The organism is Plantactinospora sp. BB1 (assembly GCF_003030385.1).
Taxonomy (GTDB): Bacteria; Actinomycetota; Actinomycetes; order Mycobacteriales; family Micromonosporaceae; genus Plantactinospora.
Window position 1 is genome coordinate 4,270,209 of the sequence record NZ_CP028159.1, and the last position, 19,101, is coordinate 4,289,309.

The 19,101-nt window shown below is 74.4% G+C and carries 16 protein-coding genes and 1 pseudogene; 4 read left to right on the plus strand and 13 right to left on the minus strand.

The window, feature by feature from the left end; all coding sequences use genetic code 11:
* Positions 1–7: 7 nt before the first annotated feature.
* From C6W10_RS18715 to C6W10_RS18725, 3 genes are all read right to left on the minus strand, one after another.
* Entirely contained in the window at positions 8–985 is a 978-nt protein-coding gene (locus C6W10_RS18715) for a GNAT family N-acetyltransferase (protein WP_369936537.1), read from the minus strand.
* Positions 986–1,076: 91 nt separating this feature from the next.
* Positions 1,077–1,529: a YbhB/YbcL family Raf kinase inhibitor-like protein gene (locus tag C6W10_RS18720; protein WP_107264075.1), complete on the minus strand. Its 453-nt coding sequence runs from the start codon at positions 1,527–1,529 to the stop codon at positions 1,077–1,079.
* 133 nt (positions 1,530–1,662) lie between these two features.
* A complete protein-coding gene (locus C6W10_RS18725; RefSeq protein ID WP_107259186.1) occupies positions 1,663–2,133 on the minus strand; it encodes a DoxX family membrane protein in 471 nt (156 codons plus the stop codon).
* Between the two features lie 141 nt (positions 2,134–2,274).
* Here C6W10_RS18725 and C6W10_RS18730 point away from each other — a divergent pair, with 141 nt between their 5' ends.
* The gene (locus tag C6W10_RS18730; RefSeq protein WP_107259187.1) at positions 2,275–3,282 is read left to right on the plus strand and encodes a threonine/serine dehydratase; all 1,008 of its coding nucleotides are present in this window, start codon (positions 2,275–2,277) and stop codon (positions 3,280–3,282) included.
* 46 nt (positions 3,283–3,328) lie between these two features.
* On the opposite strand, the gene C6W10_RS18735 is transcribed toward C6W10_RS18730, so the two are convergent.
* The 7 genes from C6W10_RS18735 to C6W10_RS18765 all read right to left on the minus strand — a co-directional run bounded on the left by C6W10_RS18735 (position 3,329) and on the right by C6W10_RS18765 (position 9,478).
* The gene (locus tag C6W10_RS18735; RefSeq protein WP_199853678.1) at positions 3,329–4,507 is read right to left on the minus strand and encodes a winged helix DNA-binding domain-containing protein; all 1,179 of its coding nucleotides are present in this window, start codon (positions 4,505–4,507) and stop codon (positions 3,329–3,331) included.
* A 74-nt stretch (positions 4,508–4,581) separates the two neighbouring features.
* Entirely contained in the window at positions 4,582–4,875 is a 294-nt protein-coding gene (locus C6W10_RS18740) for a putative quinol monooxygenase (RefSeq protein WP_107259188.1), read from the minus strand.
* 53 nt (positions 4,876–4,928) lie between these two features.
* Positions 4,929–5,540, minus strand: coding sequence for a dihydrofolate reductase family protein (locus C6W10_RS18745; RefSeq protein WP_107259189.1), 612 nt, complete (start codon positions 5,538–5,540; stop codon positions 4,929–4,931).
* 200 nt (positions 5,541–5,740) lie between these two features.
* Positions 5,741–6,541, minus strand: coding sequence for an SDR family NAD(P)-dependent oxidoreductase (locus C6W10_RS18750; protein ID WP_199853679.1), 801 nt, complete (start codon positions 6,539–6,541; stop codon positions 5,741–5,743).
* A gap of 133 nt (positions 6,542–6,674) precedes the next feature.
* Positions 6,675–7,247 (minus strand): hypothetical protein, encoded by a 573-nt coding sequence (locus C6W10_RS18755; RefSeq protein WP_107259190.1) that lies wholly within the window; start codon positions 7,245–7,247, stop codon positions 6,675–6,677.
* Between the two features lie 39 nt (positions 7,248–7,286).
* A complete protein-coding gene (locus tag C6W10_RS18760; RefSeq protein WP_107259191.1) occupies positions 7,287–8,318 on the minus strand; it encodes a nitroreductase family protein in 1,032 nt (343 codons plus the stop codon).
* A gap of 131 nt (positions 8,319–8,449) precedes the next feature.
* Positions 8,450–9,478, minus strand: a complete 1,029-nt coding sequence (locus C6W10_RS18765; RefSeq protein WP_369936542.1) for a nitroreductase — start codon at positions 9,476–9,478, stop codon at positions 8,450–8,452.
* 168 nt (positions 9,479–9,646) lie between these two features.
* Here C6W10_RS18765 and C6W10_RS18770 point away from each other — a divergent pair, with 168 nt between their 5' ends.
* Positions 9,647–10,285: a response regulator transcription factor gene (locus C6W10_RS18770; protein WP_107259192.1), complete on the plus strand. Its 639-nt coding sequence runs from the start codon at positions 9,647–9,649 to the stop codon at positions 10,283–10,285.
* Positions 10,286–10,369: 84 nt separating this feature from the next.
* Here the strand turns inward: C6W10_RS18770 and C6W10_RS18775 are convergent, their stop codons facing one another.
* Both C6W10_RS18775 and C6W10_RS18780 read right to left on the minus strand, forming a co-directional pair.
* Entirely contained in the window at positions 10,370–12,094 is a 1,725-nt protein-coding gene (locus C6W10_RS18775) for a GAF domain-containing sensor histidine kinase (RefSeq protein WP_107259193.1), read from the minus strand.
* 76 nt (positions 12,095–12,170) lie between these two features.
* On the minus strand, positions 12,171–14,855 hold the full coding sequence (locus C6W10_RS18780) for a bifunctional GNAT family N-acetyltransferase/acetate--CoA ligase family protein (protein WP_234361324.1): 2,685 nt from the start codon (positions 14,853–14,855) through the stop codon (positions 12,171–12,173).
* 266 nt (positions 14,856–15,121) lie between these two features.
* Between C6W10_RS18780 and C6W10_RS38635 the strand changes: the two are divergent.
* Positions 15,122–15,400 (plus strand): annotated as a pseudogene (locus C6W10_RS38635) (acetate kinase); the annotation flags it as partial.
* A gap of 67 nt (positions 15,401–15,467) precedes the next feature.
* Here C6W10_RS38635 and C6W10_RS18790 read toward each other — a convergent pair.
* On the minus strand, positions 15,468–17,852 hold the full coding sequence (locus C6W10_RS18790; protein ID WP_107264080.1) for a phosphoketolase: 2,385 nt from the start codon (positions 17,850–17,852) through the stop codon (positions 15,468–15,470).
* A gap of 324 nt (positions 17,853–18,176) precedes the next feature.
* Between C6W10_RS18790 and C6W10_RS18795 the strand changes: the two genes are divergently transcribed.
* Positions 18,177–18,950: a Sir2 family NAD-dependent protein deacetylase gene (locus C6W10_RS18795; protein WP_107259195.1), complete on the plus strand. Its 774-nt coding sequence runs from the start codon at positions 18,177–18,179 to the stop codon at positions 18,948–18,950.
* The last annotated feature ends 151 nt before the right edge of the window (positions 18,951–19,101 follow it).

Genomic DNA, 19,101 nt, shown 5'->3' on the forward strand with positions numbered 1-19,101 from the left:
CGCCCGACTACTCCCCGTCGGCGTCGACGCTCCGTTCGAAGACGACCGCCTCGTAGCGCGGGGTCATCCCCACCGACTCGTAGAGCCGGACCGGACCGATCGGGTTGGCCAGGTCGACGCCGAGCCCGGCGTACTCCCGGCCCTTGCCGGCATAGCAGGCGAAGGCCCGGGCCAGCAGCGCCGCGCCGACGCCCCGCCGCCGGTGCTCCCGGAGCACCGCCAACTGCTTCACCCAGCCCTCGTTCTGGTCGAGGGTCTGGTCGGCGGACTGGAGGACGCCGACCGGCTCGCCGGCCACCTCGGCGACGAACCACTCGTCCCAGGCGACGCTGGGCAGCGCGGCCACCTGGGCCCGCCACTGTTCGTAGCTCGCCGGCTGGTAGTCCGGGGTGTCCCGGAAGGCCGAGTCGAGGATCCGGTGGAAGGTGCGCAGCTCCGCGTCGTCGGTGGACCGGACCGGCCGGACCAGCACCCCGGGCGGCGGGGGCGGCGGCTCGGCAGCCACCCCGGCCAGCGGCCGGCGCATCCGGGCGTACCGCTTGACGAACTCGAAGCCGGCGTCCCGGAGTACCCCGATCCAGCGTTCCTCGGTCGGCAGCGCGAGCGCCCGTACGGTCATCGCGGCGAGACCGAACTCGGCGGCGCGTTCGGCGGAGCGGGCCAGCTGCATCTCCAGCAGCGGCACCTGGGCCGGCAGTCCCCGCTCCGGGTGCACGTAGACCTCGACGGTCTCCCGTGGCCCCCGGTTCGAGTCCTCCAGATAGGACCAGCCGCGCACCTCGCCGTCCGGGTCGATCGCGAGCCAGCTGTCCCGGGCCGGGTCGAGGTCGGGCGCGGTCAGCACCTCGCGTACGTCGTCGGCGCTGAAGTCGGGGTGGCCGAGCGCGGCGATGTCGCTGGCGTGCACGACGGCCAGGATCGCCGGCACGTCGACGAGGCGGGGCCGGCGCACCGACCAGCCGGGCGGCAGGGGCATGTCGTGCATCTAACCCCGGCCGGCCCTGCTCCGCCGCCGATTTTCCGCCGAGGATCGGCGCCGACTTTCCGGCGAGGACCGGCGGGATTTCCGCCGAGGGTCAGCGGGCGAAGGTGCCGACCATGTTGCCGCTGGCCAGTTCGAGTTTCCGCACCGCGGCGTGCACGTCCGGCGCCTGCGGCGCGCCGGGCAGCTCCAGCGGTCGGTTCACGGCGTAGAGCCGGAAGAAGTACCGGTGCGGGTCGTCGTCGGTCGGCGGATGCGGGCCGCCCCAGCCCGCCGTGCCGAAGCCGTTCTCCCAGACCCGGCCGCCCGGTGGGGTCTCGCCCTCGTCGACGCCGCCGGAGGTCGCCTCGATCCCGGTCACCAGCCAGTGCAGGAACGGCGTACGCCCGGCGTCCCGGTCCTCGACCAGCAGCACCAGTTCGGTCGCCTCGTCCGGTACGTCGAACCACTCCAGCGGTGGCGAGATGTTGCCGCCGTCCCGGGAGAACCGGTCCGGCAGCCGGTCGTGGTCGTTGAAGGCGCGGCTGCGCATCAGAATCCCGGCCATCGCGTCGCCCTCCTCCCGGTTCGGGACCTCTCCGGACGCCACCGGCCGAGAACGCCGGTGGGGCCGCTCGTGTTCTTCCGGGCGTACCCGGGGTGGGCGGGCCGAAACAGCCGCCGGCCGGGTCGGCGCACGGTCAGCCGCGCCGCTTGCCGCACCGGCGCGCGATCTGCCGGCCCACGCCGCGCCGCTTGCCGGCGGCCCGGCCGAGCAGGTCGTCGAGGAGCAGGGTGAGACCGGCCCCGACCAGCCAGCTGTCCTTGGCGATCGGTACGCCCTGCTGGGTGGGCCGGGGGTTGCCGGGCTCGTGCATGCCGGGCGTGGCCCAGTACAGCCGCATCAGGCCGCCGCCGAAGGCGAGCAGGCCGAGCCCGACCAGCGCGGACGGGACCACCGGGAAGAGCAGGGCGGCGCCGAGCGCCACCTCGGTGCCGGCCAGCAGCCGGGCGAACTGGTCCGGCGGGATCTGCTTGATCGGCGGGATCGCCCCGGATGCCATCCCGTGCATGCCGGCCGCCTCCTCCCCCTCCAGGTTCCACTTGGAGACGCCCGAGTTCAGGACGAACGCGCCGATCGCGACGCGCAGCGGAAGATGGGACACGTTCATCGGTCGCTCCGCTCTGCCGGTACCGCTGTCCGGGCCCGCCTACCCGGATAGTCCGCCCGCACACCGGGTACCGCCCGGTCGGGCGGACGGGCGGCGCCGGGCGGGGCGGGCCGGGCCGGGCACCCGGTAACCTACGTCGGCATGGTCGAGCTGATTCCCGCCGAACGGATCACGGAGGCGGCGAGCCGCATCCGGCCACACGTGCTGCGTACCCCGACGGTGCCCAGTCCGGGGCTGGCCGAGGTGCTCGGCGTGCCGGTGGCGCTGAAGCTGGAGACGCTCCAGCACTCCGGCAGCTTCAAGCCGCGGGGCATCGCCAACCGGCTGCTGTCGCTGTCGCCGTCGGAACTCGCCGCCGGGCTGGTCACGGTCAGCGGCGGCAACCACGGGATCGCGCTGGCCGCGATGGCCGCCCGGACGGGTGTCCGGGCCACCGTCGTGATGCCGGCGAAGGCGCCGGCCCGGTCCGCCGCCCGGGTCCGGGCCAGCGGTGCCGAGCTGGTGCTGACCCCGGACGTCGGCGCCGCGTTCGACGTCGCCGAGCAGCGTCGGCAGGCGGGGATGACCTACGTCGACCCGCTCGGTGACCCGGCCATCGTCGCCGGGCACGGCACGGCGGGCGCGGAGTTCGTCGCCGACCGGCCGGACCTGACCGACGTCTTGGTCAGCATCGGCGGGGGCGCGCTGATCTCGGGGGTCGCCACCGCGATCAAGGCGGCGAAGCCGGGGGTACGGATCTGGGGCGTGGAGACCGTCGGGGCGGAGTCGATGTCCCGGGCGCTGGCCGCCGGGCACCCGGTGCGGGTCGACGTCACCTCGATCTCGACCACGCTCGGCGCGCCGACCGTCACCGAGCTGACCCTGGCACACGTCCGGGCGTACGTCGAGGAGGTGCTGGTGGTCTCCGACGCCGAGGCGGTCGACGGGGTACTGACCGTCGCCGAGGAGGCCAAACTGTGGCTGGAGCCGGCGGCCGGCTGCCTGCTGCCGGCCGCCCGCCGGGTGGTCGAGCGGGTCGGCGCCGACGCGGTGCTCGGACTGCTCTGCTGCGGCGGCAACGTCACGGTGCCGGACGTACTCGGCTGGGCCGCCCGGACCGGCGCCCGTCCGGAGCTGCTCGCCCCGCCGCAGGGCAGCGCCCGGCACTGAGCCCGGGGCCGGTGCCGTCGGGCCGGCCGAGTCGCGGTCCGGCCGGTCAGCCGGCGAGTTCCCGCTCCAGCGGGGTACGGAACTGCGGCGTGATCCGCGCCTCGCCGAGCCGTCCGGCCAGCTCCGCCACCGCCGCCAGCACCGCGCCGGCCGCCTCGGCGCCGACGTCCTCGAGCAGCCGGTGGACGATCTCGCCGTCCCTGCGCTGCGCCCAGCCGCCGACGATCCGGCCGTCCCACCAGACGGTCGGGCCGATGTTGCCGTTCCGGTCGAAGAGCCGGGGGCCGTGCCCACCGAGGAACCACTCCCGGCGGGACCAGCCCATCGGGGTCGGGTCCAGGCCGGGCAGCAGCGCCGCCCAGGGCTCGACCGGAGGTACCGGTTCGAGGTCGTCGGGGAGCAGCAGCCCGGTGCCACCGTCCAACTCCACCTCCACCGGCCGGACCCCGGCGAGCGCCCGACGCGTCTGGGTGACCGTCCACCCGGTCCACCAGCGCAGGTCCTCGACCGGCGCGGGCCCGTACGCGGCGAGCCAGCGGCGGGCCAACTCGACCTCGGCGTCCTGTGCCGTCCACGGCTCGGGAGCCACCGGATACCAGCGCTGCGCCAGCGACCACCGGTACGGGCTGTACCGCCAGGTGCTGCGTGGCCGTCCCCGGACGATCCGCCCCTCCGCGGCGAGCAGCAGGAGCAGCCGGGCGACCACCCGCTGCCGGCCCTCGTAGGACTTGCCCCGGGCCAGCACCAGGGGCTGGCGCAGCCGCTCGTCCTGCTCGGCGAGTTCCGCCGAGGTCACCTCGCCGCGCGCCTCGATCGCCGCGAGCGCCACCGCCTCGACCTCGGCGAGCCAGCGTTCGACGTCGTCGGCCACGCCCGCCTCGGCGAGGAAGCCGAGGAGCTTGCGCCGTTCCCGGCCGGCGACGGTCCGGGCCGCCGCCTCGTGCAGCACCGGTACGGACTCGACGGGGGTCACGAACATGGTCCGGCGCATCGCGAGCATCCGGATCAGGGTCCGGTCCTCGTACAGCGCCCGGTCGACGGTCCGCACGTCGGCGGCGGCGCCGGCCAGCCGGGCGAAGAGGGCCAGATAGACGGTGGGCGGGTCGGAGGCGTGCAGCGCCACCATGTCCCGGGCGACCTCGACCGGGTCGTCGGCGCGGGCCTCGGCCGCGAGCCGGTGTCGCCGGCCGATCCTGGCCCGCCGCTGGGCAACCTCGATCCGCACCCTGCCTCCTCCGTCCGCCGGCCGGTCGAACCCCTGTCTACCAGCGGCCGGGCGGCGGGCCCGACCCTTCGGCGCTAACCGGGTACGTCGTACGTCTGCACGACGCGGCGCGCAAGGCGCGGCACGATCTGTTCGAGGGCGAGCCGCTGGAAGTGGGGCGTGTCGCGGTGCGCCTCGAACGCCTCGCGGGAGGCATACCGTTCGAGCAGCACCACGGTCCGGTCGTCGTCCAACTGCTGGTAGCCGACGAAGGAGAGGCAGCCCGGTTCGCCGCGACTCGCCTCGATGAACTCGGGCAACAGCGCGCGGACCTCCTCCTCCGCCCCCGCGGCGATCGTCCAGTGTGCGACCACGAGCAGTTCCGCCATGGCACCTTCCCTTCGCGTCCCCGGCGGAGCGGTGTGGCCGGTGGTGTGGCCGGTCACTCCGCCCCGAACGAGCCGACGACGATCTCGCCGGCCGGCTCGTACCTGCCGATCATCACCCCGTTCGGCGAGACCGTGCTCCGCACCAGTTTCAACCCGACCGGGACGGTGCCGTCGGCGAAGAGCCGCTTGCCCGAGCCGAGGACGACCGGGAAGACCAGCAGCCGGAACTCGTCGACCAGGCGGTGCCGCAGCAGCGTCTGGATGAGGTTGGCACTGCCGTGCACCTGCAACTCGGGTCCGTCCTGCCGCTTGAGCGCCGCGACACCCTCGGCGACGTCACCCTCGATCAGCACGGACCTGTCCCAGTCGAGCGTGGGGCGGCCCCGGGAGGCGACGTACTTGGTGGCCCGGTTGAGTGGCCCGGCGCCCTCCTCCTCCGAGGCGTGCGGCCAGTACGAGGCGAAGATGTCGTAGGTCCTGCGCCCGAGTACGAGGTCGAACGGCTTGTCCATCAGGTCGGTCATGGCCTCGGCCACCTGATCGTCCCAGTAGTTGACCATCCAGCCGCCGTGGGCGAAGCCGTTGTCGTCGTCCTCGCCGGGGCCGCCCGGGGCCTGCATGACCCCGTCGAGGGTCAGGAAGGTGCTCACCACCAGTTTCCGCATTGTCGGTGTCCTCTCCATCGGGCCCCGCTGTGCGGCGGACCGTCGTCGTCGGCGCGTTCTCCCGCGCCTGCCAGCAACTCTCACACCGACAACTCAATTTGTCAAGGACAGAAGACTTGTCGGACTGGAGGAGCCGGAGACGGCGTCGACGGGCGCGCTACCGGGGCCCCGTGCACCGGCTAGGGGAGGATGGCGTCGACCTAGGGGAGGATGGCGTCGACGTACCCGCCGTCGACCCGGACCGCCGCGCCGGTGGTCGCCGAGGCGAGCGGCGAGGCCAGGTAGGTAACCATGTTGGCGATCTCGACGGGCTCGATCAGCCGTTGCAGCAGGGACTGCGGCCGGTGCAGTCGCATGAACTCGCGCTGCGCCCGCTCCCACGGCACACTCCGGTCGACAAGCTGGTAGACGAAGTCCTCCACCCCACCGGTGTGGGTCGGCCCGGCGATCACCGAGTTGACCGTCACCCCGGTCCCGGCGGCGGCCTTGGCGAAGCCCCGGGAGACGCCGAGCAGCGCCGTCTTGGAGACCCCGTAATGGATCATCTCGGTCGGGATGACCACCGCCGAGTCGCTCGCGATGAACTGCACCCGTCCCCAGCCGCGTTCCATCATCCCGGGCAGGTAGCTGCGGGTCAGCCGGACCGCCGCCAGCACGTTGACCTCGAAGTAGCGCCGCCACTCCTGGTCGTCGATCTCCAGCGCCGGCCGGGCGGCGAAGATGCCCAGGCTGTTGACCAGGATGTCGACGCTGGGCAGGAGTTCGAGGGTCCGCGCCGTACCGTCGTCGGTGGCCACGTCGGCCGGGACCTCGACCACCTCGGCGTCCGGCACCTCGGCCCGCAGCGCGGTCGCGGCCCGCGCGACGCTCTCCGGCGTACGACCGTTGACGGCCACCCGCGCACCGGCCCTGGCCAGCCCGGTCGCGATGGCCGCCCCGATGCCCTGGGTCGATCCGGTCACCAGCGCGGTCCGGCCGGTCAGGTCGATCTGCACGGTCATGAGCTTCCCCCAGAAGGTGAGCGGTCCGGGCGGACCGGCGCGTATCCCTACAGATCAGACCGTAGTGCCGCACCGGGACGACGGCGCGGCGGGCACCACCCGGGGGTGATGCCCGCCGCAGCGGAAACCGAAGTCACCTGAGCCAGGGCTGCCGCCGCACGATCGGCAGCCTCGCCCAGACCCGGCCCAGTCCCCAGGTGTCACCGGCGCCGACCAGGGCCAGAGCGGCCAGCAGCGCCGCGTTGACCAGGTGCTCGTCCAGGAAGGGGTTGTTCGCGGGAGGCAGTACGACCGTCCACATCAGCACGTACAGCAGGCCGCCGGCAACCGCGGCGACCCGGAGGCCGATCCCGGCCAGCAGGGCGACGCCGATGGCGAGCAGGCCGACCATGAACAGCACATCCGCCCAGGCCGCCCCGGCGATGCCCTGGTAGAACCCCTTGAACGGTCCCTCCGCGCCGAACGCCAGGAAGCCCTTGGTGGGGCTGCCACCGTTGACCCAGGCGGCCTTGCTCTCGGTCGCGAAGCCGAAGCCGAACATCTTGTCCAGGAACGCCCACAGGAAGGTCCAGCCCAGCGCGAGCCGGATGCCGGCGAAAACGTACCGGGTGGCCCGCTGGGCGCCGGTCTCCGCACCCACCGGGTCGGCCGGCGCAGCGGTCTGGCGGGCGACGGGCTGGTTGCTGGTCGCCGTCATCGTCGTCACGTCCTCTCGTGTCGTCCGCGCTGTCCCTCGCGGCTACCTCTATTCGACGCCGTGCACCACCGGGCGGGGCAGGGCCGACGGGCCGCTCGCCGCCGGGACCTTGGACCCGTCTTCCCGGGACGTCCGGTTCGGGTCCGCCACCGCCGGCGGCGTTCCCCGGTGCGCCGGTCGGTGCCCGATCCGCAGCACCATCTGCGGTCTGCCGAACCGCCCGAGCGCCAGCCGGAGCTGCTCGCGTGCCGCCGGCACCGCCATCACCTGGCTGTGCAGGCAGGTCGTCAGCCCGGCCGCCGCGGCGGTCAGCAGGACGCGCTGCAACGCCTGCCCGGCCCGCAACTGCGCACCGGGGCCGTCCGCCGGACTCCCCAGCACGGCGACCACCGGCTCCTGGTCCGGCTCCTGACCGGGTCCCTGATCCGACCGCTGAGCCGGCTCGTCGGCCGTCCCGGACCGGTCGCCCCGACCGGCCGGCACGTCGCACGGCAGGTGGAACGGCCCGTCGAACGGCGGTGCGGCGGTGCGCCAGCGGACCGGGTCCGTCCGGGCCCGGTCCAGCACCCGCCCGGCGCTCGCCTCGATCTCGGTGAAGGCGGCCACCGCGGCATGACCGACGATCAGCTCCAGCCAGCCGTGTTCGGTCCGGGCGGCGTCGATCAGCCGACGCCGGACCTCGGGCGGTACCGGCGTCGGGACGACCGGGCCGGCATCGACCCGGCACAGCGGCAACGCCGCGAACAGCTCCCGCTCGGTGGGGCCGGGCGGCTGCGCCGGACCGGGATGCAGCCGCGCCAGCAGGTCCGGCTCGTCGCGGTACGGACGCAGCCGGACCAGCGCGGGCCGCCCGAGCTGCCTCAGCGCCAGCCGTACGTTGAACAGCCCGGCCCCACCGCCGATCCGGGCGGCCCACCCGGCGTGCGCACCGGCCGGACTCGCCCGGGGCGGGCTGACCAGCACGTCGATGGCGCCGCCGTGCAGCCGCAGCCACGGCTGGCTCTGCTCCGGCACGGGTGCCCGGGCGGCGGCGACAACGGCCAGCTCCAGGTCCTCCCGCGTGTAGCCCGTCGGACTCATCCTGCTTCTCCTCGCCCCGTCCCGCCCGGGTCGACGGGCGGCGGATCGGCCGTGCGTGGGACCCGTCCGGCACCGGACCCGGCCGTCGACGGTGCGCGGCCGGACTCGGTGCCGTGCCGGGACCGCTCGGCTCAGTCGGCGTACTCGATCACGTCGGTCGGGTCCCGCCGGAGCACCGGCGGCAGCGGGCTCGGGTCGGCGACGAAGCCGAGCCGGACCACCACATAGGGCTCACCGATCGCGGCGAGCAGGTTGCGCATCAGCCAGCGGGGCCACTCCAGTTCGATCGGATCGCTCAGCGGTGCGGTGGCCAGCCCCTCCGCCACGGCGGTCAGCAGCAGGGCGGAGAGCGCTTCGCCGCCGGCGAGCAGGTCGGCCGGGGCGTCGCCGTTGCCGAACAGGATCGCGTAGGCGGCGCCCCGATCCATGCCGTCGCCCGTCTCCAGCCCGGGCGTGCCGCCGAACGCGTGTTCGCGGATCGGCACCCGGCGCGGTCCCGGGCGGACCGCCGAGGCGGCCGGTACCCCGTCCCGGCTGCCGGCCGGGCGGTTCGTCCAGCGCCGCAACTCGGCCCGGTACGCCGGGTCCTCCAACTCGACGGCGGCGGCGTTGGCGGTCGCGACGGCCAGCATCGGCATCTGGTCCTCGCGGACCAGGTGCAGGTACGCCCCCTCGGCCTCGACGACCTGGCGGAGCCGGCGCAGCGTCGGCTCGGCGACCCGGCGGTCGTCGAAGGCCCGCCGGTCGGTACGTCGCCGCTCCCCGGCCGCGTGCAGTCGCGACTGCTCCGGATCCGGCTCCTGTCGTCCGGTCACCGTGATCCTGGCCAGCACGTCCGGGTCGGCCGCCTCCGGGAACCGCACCACCTCGGTGCGGTATCCGGCCACGGCGAGCGCCAACCGCGCGTGGTGCAGGGCCGCGCCGCAGCTGACCAGCAGCAGCCGTCGGGCCTCGTCGACGCTGTGCACCTGCCGGGAGCGGTCCGCCCGCAGCGTCAGTACGGCGCCGGGGCCGACCCGCCAGCGCCACGGCTGGGTGTTGAAGACCGAGGGCGCCAGCAGCGCGTACCCGGCGGCCGCACCGAACGCGGCGCGGACCTCGGCGGCGGGTACGGCGGTTCCGTCGGCGGGCGTCGTCGCGTCGCTCCGGTTGGGGCTCATCGCACTTCCTCCTCGTTCGCTGCCTGCCCCACCACCGTGCGCCGCCGCCGGGGCGCGCCGGCAGGGCCGCAGGTCCCGTGCCGGCGGGACCCAGTCCCCGATCCCGGCGACCGGCGTTCGGGACCTTCGGCCCTGGCGGGCGGGGCGTCGGCCGGATAGGAAGGACGGGTGATTAGGGTCTTCCTGCTCGACGACCACGAGGTGGTCCGGCGCGGCCTGGCCGGGCTGCTGCAGAGCGACGGCGATATCGAGGTGGTCGGCGAGTCCGGCTCGGCACAGGAGGCGGCGCGCCGGATCCCGGCGCTCCGCCCGGACGTGGCGATCCTGGACGCCCGGCTGCCGGACGGCAACGGCATCGACGTGTGCCGGGACGTCCGGGCGGTCGACTCCGCGATCAAGGGGCTGATCTTGACCTCGTACGAGGACGACGAGGCGCTCTTCGCGGCGATCATGGCCGGCGCCGCCGGGTACGTCCTCAAGCAGATCCGCGGCACCGACCTGGTCGACGCGGTCCGCCGGGTGGCCGCCGGCCAGTCGCTGCTGGACCCGGCGGTGACCGCCCGGGTGCTGGACCGGATCCGCACCGGCGTCGAGCAGCCTCGGGAGTTCCAGTCGCTGACCGAGCAGGAGCGCCGGATCCTGGAGTACGTGGCGGAGGGGCTGACCAACCGGGAGATCGCCGGCAAGATGTTCCTGGCCGAGAAGACGGTGAAGAACTACGTCTCCAGCCTGCTGGCCAAGCTCGGCCTGGAACGGCGCACCCAGGCGGCGGTGCTCGCCACCCGACTGCTCGGCGAGCGGCACTGACTCCGACGCCGGCACTGATCCCGACGCCGGCACTGACCCCCGCACCGGCACTGACTCCGGCACCGGACCGGCTCGGCCGAGCGCTCAGTCGCGCAGCGGCACCCGCCACACCACAGTGGTACCGGTCGGCTCGGTCCGGCCGACCTCGAAGCTGCCGCCGTAGCGCTCCGCGCGTTCCCGCAGGTTGACCAGGCCGCCACGGGCCCGGGCCGGGTCGGTGCCCACCCCGTCGTCGGCGACCCCGACGCAGAGCTCACCGTCGCGCACGTCGACGGTGACCGTCACCCGGCTCGCCCGGGCGTGCCGAACGGCGTTCGAGAGCGCCTCGCCGAGCACCGCGAGCAGGTCGGGGCGGATCCGGTCCGGCACGGCGCTGTCCACCGGCCCGGTCATCTCCAGCCCGGGACGGAATCCGAGCGCCTCGGCGGAGCCGGCGACCAGGTCCCGGATCTCGGTACGCAGCGCCGCGCTCATCGGGGTCCGCAGCTCGAAGATCGCCCGCCGGATGTCCCGGATGGTGGAGTCGAGGTCGTCGACGGTGGCGTTGAGCCGCTGCCGTACGTCCGGCCGGGCGGCCAGCGGCGCCACCGTCTGCAACTGGAGCCCCATCGCGAAGAGCCGCTGGATCACCACGTCGTGCAGGTCCCGGGCGATCCGCTCCCGGTCCTCCAGGACCACCAGCAGCTCCCGCTCCTCCTGCGCCCGGGCCCGTTCCAGGGCCAACGCCGCCTGCCCGGCGAACGTCGCCAGCAGGGTGCCCTCGACGTCGGTACCGGCCTGCTCCCCGACCGGGTAGCCGACGACCAGTACGCCGTGCAGCGCGTCGCCGACGATCAGCGGGGAGATCAGCCCCGGGCCGGCGCTGACCGGTACCGGCCAGGGTGCCGCCTTCGCCAGGCTCTCCGCCACCGCCTGCCGCCGGTGCGTCACCGGCTCCACGAAGGCCGTGTCGTCGGCGGCGAGTACCGCCCCGACCAGCTCGGCGGCGGCCTGGCCACCGTCGGCGACCTCGACGGTGAACTCGCCGGCGCCCTCGTCGTAGAGCAGCACCAGGGCGACGTCCGCCTCGGCCACCTCCCGGGCGCGGCGGGCGATCAGCCGCAGCGCGTCGGTGCGGCGCACCTCGCCGAGCAGCACCCCGGTGATCTCGGCGGCGGCGGCCAGCCAGCGTTCCCGGCGGTGCGCCATGGCGAAGAGGCGGGCGTTCTCGATGATCACCCCGGCGGCGGCGGCGAGCGCGACGACGATCTCCTCGTCGTCGTCGGTGAACTCCGCCGCACCCTGCTTCTCGGCCAGATAGAGGTTGCCGAAGACCTGGTCGCGGATCCGGATCGGCACGCCGAGGAAGCTGTGCATCGGCGGGTGGTTCGGCGGGAAGCCGTACGACTGCGGGTGCTGGGTGATGTCCGGCATCCGCACCGGACGGGGGTCGGCGATGAGCAGCCCGAGGACGCCCCGGCCGTGCGGCAGGTCGCCGATCCGGGCGTGCGTCTCCGGGTCGATGCCGTGCGTGATGAACTCGGTGAGCAGCCGGTCGGGGCCGATGACGCCGAGCGCGGCGTACCGGGCGTCGGCCAGCCGGCACGCGGCGGCGACGATCCGGTCCAGGGTGCTGTGCAGGTCGAGGTCGGTGCTGATCCCGACGACGGCGGTCAGCAGCGCCCGCAGCCGCTCCCGGCTGGTCACCACCTCGCCGACCCGGTCCAGCATCTCCTGGAGCAACTCGTCCAGGCGTACCCGGGACAGCGGCGTGATGCCCAGCGACGGGGTCGGAAAGCCCGGTTCGGCTGGCGGCCTCGACTCGGTCATCCGGCGATGTTATCCCCGGCACCGGGCCGCACGGCAGGCGCGATGATCAGCTCGCGCCCGCCGCGCGGCCACCGGTTCACCGGGCGGCCCGCAGCTGCCGCAGGGTGCGGTGCGGCTCCGCGCCGACCGGCGCGAGCCGCAGCTTGGCGTCGACCACCGCCACCCCGTCCGGGCCGACCAGCACCGGGTTGAGATCGAGTTCGGCCACCTCCGGCAGGTCCTCGGCGAGCTGACCGAGCCGGCAGAGCAGCTCCTCGACCGCGGCGGTGTCGACCGGTGGGGCGCCCCGGTAGCCGGTGAGCAGCGGCGCGGCCCGCAACGACCGCCACATCCGGCCGGCGTCGAGGTCGGTCACCGGCGTCAGCCGCAGCGACCGGTCGCCCAGCAGGTCGGTGTGCACCCCGCCGAGCCCGACCATCACCAGCGAGCCGAACTGCGGGTCGTGCACCACCCCGGCGACCAGCTCCAGCTGGCCCCGGGCCATCGGCTGCACCAGTACCGGCCCGTCCGGACCGGCCGCTCCGGCCACCCCCGGGTACGCCGCCCGCACCTGCTCCGGGCCGCCGAGCCGCAGCGCGACCCCACCCACGTCGCTCTTGTGCACGAGGTCCGGATCGGCGGCCTTCAGCGCGACCGGGTAGCCGAACCCCTCGGCGGCGGCGACCGCCTCCTCGACGGTCTCCACCCGGCGCGCCGGCACCACCGGGATGCCGTAGCTGCCGAGGATCTCGGCGATCCGGTCGTACGGCTGCCAGCCGGCAGCCGTGGCCAGCGCCTCGCGGGCCAGTTCCCGACCCCGTCCGGCAGTCGCGGCCCTCGGCGGGATGCCGCCGGCCGGCTGCCGGAGCCAGTCGGCGTACCAGGCGGCACGTCCGATCGCCCGGACGGCCCGTTCCGGCAGGTCGAAGACGGGGGCCCGGCGGCTGCCCACGGTGGCCGGCGGATCGGCCAGGCCGAGCACGACGACGGCGGCGGTGAGGGCGGGCGCCGAGTCCAGGACCGGGGCGAGGGCGGCGAGCATCGCCGGCACGTCGTTGGCCCGGGTCGCCGCGACCACCAGCAGCAGCGAGTCGACCTCACCGCTCGCCGCGACCACCCGGGCCGCGTCGGCGAGCGCCGCCGGGCTCGCCCCCGCACCGAGGTCGAGCGGGTTGTCGTCACCGGCCAGCGGGGGCAGTACGGCCCGCAGCCGCTCCCGCAGCGCCGGGCTGAGCGACCCGACCCGGAGCCCGGCCCCGTCGGCGGCGTCGGCGGCCAGCACGTTGACCCCACCGGCGTTGCCGATCACGGCGAGCCGGTCACCCGCCGGCAACGGCTGGTCGGTGAGCAGCCGGGCGGTGTCCATCAGGTCACCGAGGGTCTCCAACCGGATCACCCCGGCCTGGGCGAAGAGCGCGTCCACGGTGCTGTCCGGGGCTGCCGCGGCGGCGGTGTGCGAGGCACCGGCCCGGGCGCCGGCACCGGAGCGGCCGCTCTTGACCGCCAGCACCGGCTTGCGCCGGGCGAGCCCGCGGACCAGCCGGGCGAACCGGCGGGGATTGCCGAACGACTCGAGGTAGAGGGCGACCGCCGTGGTCGCCGGATCGTCGTGCCAGTACGCGATCAGGTCGTTGCCGCTGACGTCGGCCTTGTTGCCCAGCGACACGAAACTGGAGAGCCCGCAGCCGGCCCGCTCGGCGTGCTCCAGCAGCGCGACGCCGACCGCGCCGGACTGCGAGGCGACCGCCAGCCCACCGGCCGGCGGCAGTACCGGCGCGAAGGCCGCCGCGAGCCGGACCGCCGGATCGGTGTTCACCACCCCGATGCAGTTCGGGCCGACCAGCCGGATCCCGTGCGCCCGGGCGACCTCCACCAGTTCGCGCTGCGCCTGGCGTCCGGCGGCGCCGCTCTCGCCGAGCCCGGAGGTCAGGACCACGGCGGCGCGTACCCCGGCGGCGGCCGCGTCGCGGATCGTGTCGAGCACCGCCGGGGCGGGTACCGCGACGACCGCCAGCTCCACCGGCTCGGGCAGCGCCGACAGGCTCGGGTACGCCGGCAGCCCGCAGACCTCGGTGGCGTGCGGGTTGACCGGGTGCACCGGCCCGGTGAAGCCGTACCGGAGCAGGCTGCGCAGCGTCTCGTGGCCGATGCCGCCCGGGGTACGGCCGGCGCCGACCACCGCCACCGAGCGGGGTGCGAGCAGCGGTCGCAGCGAGGCCCGCCCCGCCACCCGGTCGCGGGCGTCGGCGGCGCCGAGTTCGGCCTCGCTGAGCACGGTGGGCAGGCCGACGGCGAGTGTCGCGTCCCCGGTCCGGGAACCGGCGTGTCCGGTCAGGTCGGCGGCGACCTGGAGCATCGCGGCGTTCGCCGGCAGGACGTCGCCACGCAGCTCGGTCACGCCGGCCGCGCCGGCCACCGCCCGCAGGTGCTCCAGCAGCAGCGTGCCGATGCCCCGGTCGCGCTGCCCGTCGGCGACGAAGACGGCGAACTCGGCGCCGGTGCCGCCGTCACCCACCTCGTAGGAGGCGACCCCGGCGAGCTGGCCGGCGGTCTCGGCGAGTACGGCGCCGTGCTCAGCCGGTGACCCCGGCCGGCAGAGCCGGTCGACCTCGGCGGCGATGGCCCGCTCACCGGGTACGGCGAAGAACCTCATCCGCAGGCTCTCCGGGGAGCTGTGCCGGTACAGCTCGGTCAACCGCTCCCGGTCCTGCGGCACGACCGCGCGGATCCGTACGATTCCACCGTCGATGGTGAGCGCGTCGGCGCCGGGTATGGCCTGCACGAACACCTCTGGTACCCCATTTCGAGTCGTTCTCCCCAGCGGGCCGCTGGTCGTCTGCCTACCAGCACAGCCGGGCGCGGCCCGGACGGACAGGGCCGGAGCGCCCGGCCCGGCGGGCCGGTCGACCCTGTCCGGCCCGGGAGCACGGTCCTAGCGTCGGGGTGGGACGTCGGGAAAGACGTCCGGAGCCCGGCGGAAGGGGCTGTGATGAGACGGTGGCAGGTGCAGGACGTGATGACCACCGACGTCGTCACCGTCGGGGCTACCGGATCCGCAAGTACGTCGGGGCGTACCAGGCGGTGCTCGGCCGGCTGGACGCGGTCGTCTTCACCGCCGGGGTCGGCGAGAACAGCGCGGTGGTCCGCGAACGCGCCCTGACCGGACTGGAGCCGCTGGGCATCGTCGTCGATCCGGCCCGCAACGCCTCCGGCGCGCCGGCCCGGACCATCTCCGCCGACGCCGGTCGGGTCGCGGTCTGCGTCGTGCCGACCGACGAGGAGCGCGGGATCGCCGAGGAGACCGCCGCCGTCCTGCGCGCACCCTGACCGGACCCGGCGACGGCGGCCCGGACCCGGCAACCTGTCCCGGTCGCCGGGTCCGGTCGTCGACGGTTCAGCCGCGGGTCGCCCAGTCGCCGAGGGACCAGTCGCGCACCTCCGGCATGTCCTCCAGGTGCTCGACCACGTACGCCTCGTGCCGGGCGAGCTGCCGCTCGCACCAGCGGCTCAGCTCGGCCGCGCCCCGGGGCAGCCGCCGGGCGTTGTTGATCGCGTCCAGCACCAGGTGGTAGCGGGACGTCCGGTTCCGTACCGTCATGTCGAACGGCGTGGTGGTCGTACCCTCTTCCACGAATCCGCGTACCCGGAACCGGTCGGCGTCCGGCCGCCCGTGCACGAGCTGGTGGATGGCGCCGGGATAGCCGTGGAAGGCGAAGACCACGTCCACGGTGTCGGTGAACAGCTCGGTGAAGAGGGTGGGGCTCATCCCGTGCGGGTGGTCCCTGGGCCGGACCAGGGTCATCAGGTCGACGACGTTGACCACCCGGACCTTCATCCCGGGCAGCCGTTCCCGGAGGATCTGGGCGGCGGCGACGGTCTCCATGGTGACGACGTCACCGGCGCAGCCGAGCACGATGTCCGGGTCGCTGCCGCCGTCGTCGGTGCCGGCCCACTCCCAGATCCCCGCGCCCTGGGCGCAGTGCGCGATCGCCTCGGGCATGGAGAGCCACTGCAACTGCGGCTGCTTGTCGATCACGATCAGGTTGATGTACGACCGGGACCGGACGCAGTGGTCGGCGACCGAGAGCAGGCAGTTGGCGTCCGGCGGCAGGTAGATCCGGGCGATGTCGCCGCGCTGGGTGAGGACCACCTGGATCAGGCCGGGCCCCTGGTGCGAGAAGCCGTTGTGGTCGTTGCGCCACGCCGTCGAGGTGAGCAGGATGTTCAGGCTCGGCACCTTCGCCCGCCAGGGCAGGTGCTTCGCCTCCTGGAGCCACTTTCCGTGCTGGACGGTCTGCGACGCGCTGACCATCGCGAACGCCTCGTAGGTGGCGAACATCCCGTGCCGGCCGGTCAGCGTGTATCCCTCCAGCCAGCCGTGACAGTTGTGCTCGGAGAGCACCTCCATCACCCGGCCGTCGCGGCCGATCGCCACGTCGGCGTCGGTGACCCGTTCCATGAAGGCCCGGTCGGACGCCTCGAAGACGGCGCCGAGGCGGTTGCTGTTCGTCTCGTCCGGGCAGAAGAGCCGGAACGTGTCGGGGTTGCGGCGGTAGACGTCCCGGAGCAGTTCGCCGAGCCGGCGGGTCGACTCGGCGCGCAGCTTGGCCGGCGCCGGGACATCGACCGCGTAGTCGCGGAAGTCCGGCAGGTCCAGGTCGCGGGTGAGCCGGCCGCCGTTCGCGTGCGGCGAGGCGCTCATCCGCAGGTCACCCCGGGGTGGGAGTTCCCGCACTGTCGCGCTGGGCGCGCCGTCGTCGTCGAAGAGCTCCTCCGGCCGGTACGACCGCAGCCAGCGCTGGAGGATCGCCAGGTGTTCCGGGTTGTCCCGTACCCCGGAGAGCGGCACCTGGTGGGACCGCCAGCTGCCGGTGACCCGCACCCCGTCGACCTCCTCGGGCCCGGTCCAGCCCTTCGGCGAGCGCAGGACGATCAGCGGCCAGCGTGGCCGGCTGCCGTCCCAGTCACCGCCCCGGGCGGCCCGCTGGATGGCCCGGATCCGGCCCCACGCCCCGGCGAGGGCCGCCGCGAAGCGGTGGTGTGAACCGGGCAGGTCGACGGCGTCGACCTCGATCACGTCGTAGCCGTGTCCCTCGAACAGCGCCCGGACCTCGGCCGGATCCTTGCGGGCCAGCACCGTCGGGCCGGCGATCTTCGCGTCGTTGAGGTGCAGGATCGGCAGGACGGCGCCGTCCCGGGCCGGGTTGACGAAGGAGACGCCCTTCCAGGAGCCCTCCAGCGGGCCGGTCTCCGCCTCGCCGTCACCGACCACGGCGACGGCGAGCAGGTCGGGGTTGTCCATGACGGCGCCGTAGGCGTGCACGAGGACGTACCCGAGTTCGCCGCCCTCGTGGATCGAGCCCGGCGTCGTCACCGAGACGTGGCTCGGGATGCCGCCGGGGCTGGAGAACTGCCGGAAGAGCCGGAGCAGGCCGGCCTCGTCCTGCCCGACCTCCGGATAGATCTCGCTGTAGGTGCCCTCCAGATAGCCGGCCGCGACCAGGGCCGGCCCGCCGTGCCCCGGCCCGGCGAGGTAGATCGCCTGCTGTCCGGTGAGCCTGATCAGCCGGGAGACGTGCGCGTAGATCAGCGACAGGCCGGGGCTGGTCCCCCAGTGCCCGAGCAGCCGTGGCTTGATGTGCTCGGCGCTGAGCGGCTCGCGCAGCAGCGGGTTGCCGCGCAGGTAGATCTGCCCCACCGTCAGGTAGTTGTTCGCCCGCCACCACGCGTCGAGCCGGGCGAGTTCGGACTCGTCCGGCGCCGCGAGGGTGTGCAGGATCGCGGCGTCGGCCGCCGTCCCGGTCTGGTCCCTGGTCTCCGTTGCCACGCTCAACCCTTCCGCAGACGTACGTCGTCGGCCTCCGGCGAGCCGGCGCCGCGTCCCGCACCCGATCCGCGCCGATGTCCGGCCGCCTCCACCACGGTATGGCCGTCGGCGCCCGCTGGTGACCGGTCCGAGGTCCGTCCGGTCCGGGACCTTCGACCCGTCCACCCGATCGGGTGCCGGTGGTGTCTTCCCGGCCTCCCGGGTGTCGTCCCCCATGGTCCGGCCGCCGATAATCGCCTCGCCGTCGCCCGGTACCGCCGCCTAGCATCGCCGGTCATGGAGGACGTGGAGATCCCCGAATGGTGCCGGGACGTACGCCGGGTGGCGGTGCTCACCGGGGCGGGCATCTCCACCGACTCCGGGGTCCCCGACTACCGGGGACCGGACGGGGTCTGGACCCGGGATCCGAAGCTCACCGACGCGTTCACCCGGGACCGCTTCATGGCGGACCCGCAGGTGCGGGCCCGGTTCTGGCGTACCTATCTCGGGCACGCCGCGTGGCGGGCCGAGCCGAACGCCGCGCACCACGCGCTGGCGGAGTTGGACCGGGCCGGGATCGCGGTGCGGATCCTGACCCAGAACGTCGACGGCCTGCACCAGATGACCGGGATCGCCGCCCGGAAGGTGCTGGAGCTGCACGGCAGCATGCGCTCGGTGGTCTGCACCGGCTGCGGGGCGCGGTCCGAGGCGCGGGCCACCCTGGACCGGGTGGCGGCGGGCGAGCCGGATCCGGGGTGCCGGGAGTGCGGGGGGATCCTGCAACTCGCCGTCGTGCTGTTCGGGCAGTACCTCGACCCGGAAACCCTGGACAACGCGAAGCGGATCGCGGCGGCGAGTCAGTTGATGCTCGCGGTCGGCTCGTCGCTGCTGGTCGAGCCGGCCGCCTCGCTCTGCCGGCTCGCCGTGGGTGCCGGTGCCCGGCTGGTGATCGTCAACCGGGACCCGACCCCGTACGACGGCCTGGCCGACGAGGTGGTCAGGGAGCCGATCGGCAGCGCGCTGCCCCGGATCACCGCCGCGCTCACCGCCGCCGCCCGAGCTACCCGCTGATCGAGTGCGTCCGCCCGCCCCGCCGGGCCGGACGCGCCCGGACGGACGACGCTGGCGACCGCGTACGGTATACGAACTACCGTTCGGCTCAGCCGATCGACCGTCCGCCGATCGGTGAGACATCGATGATCAAGGTAGCCTGGATCGGGGA